3 protein-coding genes, 1 tRNA gene and 1 pseudogene are annotated in these 3,127 nt (G+C 66.4%); 2 read left to right on the top strand and 3 right to left on the bottom strand.

What is annotated here, in order from left to right; genetic code table 11:
• Positions 1-266: 266 nt before the first annotated feature.
• Complete coding sequence (locus ACIP98_RS38195) at positions 267-791, top strand: Uma2 family endonuclease (protein ID WP_401980943.1); 525 nt, start codon at positions 267-269, stop codon at positions 789-791.
• On the opposite strand, the gene ACIP98_RS38190 is transcribed toward ACIP98_RS38195, so the two are convergent.
• On the bottom strand, positions 739-1,281 hold the full coding sequence (locus ACIP98_RS38190) for a hypothetical protein (protein ID WP_401980941.1): 543 nt from the start codon (positions 1,279-1,281) through the stop codon (positions 739-741). The two genes, ACIP98_RS38195 and ACIP98_RS38190, sit on opposite strands and share 53 nt — an antisense overlap.
• 184 nt (positions 1,282-1,465) lie before the next feature.
• On the opposite strand from ACIP98_RS38190, the gene ACIP98_RS38185 reads away from it, so the two are divergent.
• The gene (locus ACIP98_RS38185; protein WP_401980940.1) at positions 1,466-1,930 is read left to right on the top strand and encodes a hypothetical protein; all 465 of its coding nucleotides are present in this window, start codon (positions 1,466-1,468) and stop codon (positions 1,928-1,930) included.
• Positions 1,931-1,964: 34 nt separating this feature from the next.
• On the opposite strand, the gene ACIP98_RS38180 is transcribed toward ACIP98_RS38185, so the two are convergent.
• Positions 1,965-2,046 (bottom strand) — tRNA-Leu (locus ACIP98_RS38180).
• Between the two features lie 275 nt (positions 2,047-2,321).
• Positions 2,322-3,032: pseudogene (locus ACIP98_RS38175) on the bottom strand (IS256 family transposase); the annotation flags it as partial.
• Positions 3,033-3,127 lie beyond the last annotated feature (95 nt).

Below are 3,127 nucleotides of genomic sequence, written 5' to 3'. Positions count from 1 at the left end.
TTCCTCCCGCGGTTTTGGGTGTTTTTTTTTGTGTTGTTGTTTCCCCCCCCCCCCCCCCCCACAACCCCCCCCCCCCCCCCCCCCCGGGGGGGGGGGGCCCCGCGGGGGGGGGGGGGGGCCGCCCCCCCCGCCGCCCCCCCCCCCCCCCGGCCGTGGTCGGCTGACAGGGGTCCTTCGGGCAGGTCACACTGGTGGGAGGAACCATCCGGAGGAGGTGAAGGGGAAGCGTGAACGTTGCTATCGCTGATCATTACGGGCCGTGGACCGTGGACGACGTCCTGGCCCTGCCCGAGGACACGCACAACCGGATCGAGCTGGTCGGGGGCGCGCTGCTCATGAGGCCGAATCCGGGGGTCCCGCACCAGCGGGCAAGCCTGCGCCTGGCCATGCTCCTGATGGACGCAGCCGACAGTGCCCAGGCGCCGGTAGAGGTACTGGAAGCCGTCAACGTCGTCGTCCCGGACGGCCTGCTGATCCCCGATATCGCAGTGATCAACGCCGACGCCGCATCGGCCGCCGGCCTGACCATCGACGCTCACGACGTCCTCATCGCGATCGAGATCGCCTCGCCGTCGACCCGAGTCACCGACCGGAAGATGAAGGCCGCCCTGTACGCCGCGGCCGGCATCGCGCACTGCTGGCGTTTGGAGCTGGAGCCCGCGCCCCGGCTCTACCTCGGACACCTCGAAAACGGCGGCTACGTCGACCGCCTGGTCCAAGCGGGCGAGACCACCGCTGTCACCGAGCCGTTTCCCCTGGACATCGATCCGGCACGCCTCGTTCGGCGATAACGTCGCGCGACTGGCAGCGGACCGAACGGGAGCAGTGCCGGGTCAGCCTGCGGCGTTCGCGCAGGACCGCTGGGAGCCGGGGCGACAGCGCCATCGGTAGGAAGAACAGGGCCATGATGCCCAAGAATGCCATGACGGCGCCGATCAGGAACGCGGGGAACGCGACCTTGGTAGCGGTGACCATCACGAAGACGGAGAGCACGGCCACGAAGGCGACGGGGAGCCAGAGCCGCACCGACCGCGGGAAGCGCCTGCCGGCCGCGAGGTCCAGCCACCACATGTAGCCGGTCATCGGGACCTGGAAGAGCGCCGAGCCGACCAGCAGGACCGGAAACCCCCACCGCATCGAGTCACCGTCCGGCAGCTGTTGCCCGGTGCGCCAAGACATCACGGTGAGCCAGCCCAGGTAGAACACGCCCTCACCCAGGCAGTACGCCAGAGCGATGCCACGGATCACCCAGGTCCAGTCCCCGAAGCGGCCCGACGCCATCACAACCCCCTGCTGCTCGACTGTGACGCAGAGTACGGCAGCTGTGACGCGCAACGGTAGCGCAGGGTGAGACACGATCGATACTTACCTCAATATCATCCAACTACAGCATAAATCCGATGATTTTCGGCTTATCGCCGTGATCAGTGACCCATCCCGTCGCGACGCCACCGATCCTGCTCCCGTGCCTACATCAACCAGCCGCCTCGCGCCGGCGCTCCTGTCCGCGTTCGTGATCCTCGGTCTGTCGGGCTGCGCCACCGACTCGCCGCCCGAGCAGTCTGTCCGGCTGCAAAAGGCAGCTGGCATGACGGCTTTCCAAATCGAGACCACCAAATCGCTCTGGGAAACCACCACGGCCACCCACAATGTGACCGACCCTGAAATCAAGGGGAAAGTCACCCCACTGGACAACGGCCTGCAGAAGGTGGAACTCGACGGGGTTACCCTTGCCAATTACCTGCGGCGTCTGGACTATGACGCCCACGGCGGGGCCGGGGAATACCCGTGGAGCCGGGAGAGGCGCCCGGAATCCATCCGGATGTACGACGAGATCGCCAAAGTCATCTACGGCATGAAGGAAGAACCTGCCCCGGGTGATCCGCCCCCGCTGGTCATCGTGGGCGACGCGGTTATCGACACGAAATGACCTGCCACCTGCGGGAGCTGCCGCGGCTGCCGGGTAGGGGTGGAGGGAGTCGAACCCTCACGTCCGGGGACACCGGGACTTGAATCCGGCGCGTCTGCCTGTTCCGCCACACCCCCAAGGTCCTCGCCCCTGGCTTGTGCGGCCAGGGGCGAGGGCTGGCAGGCCGGTGTCGGGTGGTGTGACACGGCCGCCGTGCTGCGAAGCGATCATCACTTTACCCCTCTCGTCACAAGGCAAATCCGTAAGGGGTGTTACGGGGTTGGTGTGCCGGTCGCGGGCGGCCCACCGCCACCGTTGCCGATAGCGGGCCCCGGCCCCGCGACCGTGCACGTCCCCTCACAGCTGAGAGGGGGGTGTGTCAATTTAACGGCTGATCTTGGTTGTTGAGGGTTCAGTTGTTGGTCGGGGTGAGCCGACCCTCGAAGGCGATCTGGAAGGCGTTCAATGGTGCTTTCCAGCGCATGGTCCAGCGCTTGCGACCCTTGCCGGTCGGGTCCAGGCTCATCAGTGCCATGTAGACACACTTCAAGGCGGCGGCTTCGTTGGGGAAGTGCCCGCGGGCTCGGACAGCTTTGCGTATCCGCGCGTTGACGGACTCGATGGCGTTCGTCGAGCAGATGACCGTGCGGATCTCGACGTCGAAGGAGAGGAAGGGCACGAACTCGGCCCAGGCGTTCTCCCACAGTTGGACGATCGCCGGGTACTTTCCGCCCCAGGCGTCCTGAAACTCCCCGAAGCGCTCCGTCGCCGCGCTCTCGCTCGGTGCCGTGTAGACGGGCTTCAGCGCCTTGGCGATCTTGTCCCAGTCCTGGCGGGCCGCATATCGGAAGCTGTTGCGCAGGAGGTGCACGATGCACGTCTGAACAATCGTTCGGGGCCAGACCGCCTCGACCGCGTCAGGAAGGCCCTTCAGCCCGTCGCAGACCAGCATCAGCACGTCCTCCAGGCCGCGGTTCCTCAGCTCGGTGAACACCTGCAGCCAGTACTTCGCACCCTCGCCGCCGTCGCCGGCCCAGATTCCGAGGATGTCTCGGTGGCCCTCGGCCGTGACAGCCATGACGACGTAGATGGGCCGGTTCGCGACCTTGCCGTCTCTGACCTTGGTTCTGTCGACGATCTTGTGATTCGGACGCTTGAGCGGGTCGTGTCAGCTGTTCGCGATCATGCGCGGTGTGCTCTTGTGACGTGCTCTTGGAG

It is taken from the genome of Streptomyces sp. NPDC088354 (genome assembly GCF_044753585.1).
GTDB lineage: Bacteria > Actinomycetota > Actinomycetes > Streptomycetales > Streptomycetaceae > Actinacidiphila.
This window is presented reverse-complemented; position numbering and strand designations above follow the sequence as displayed.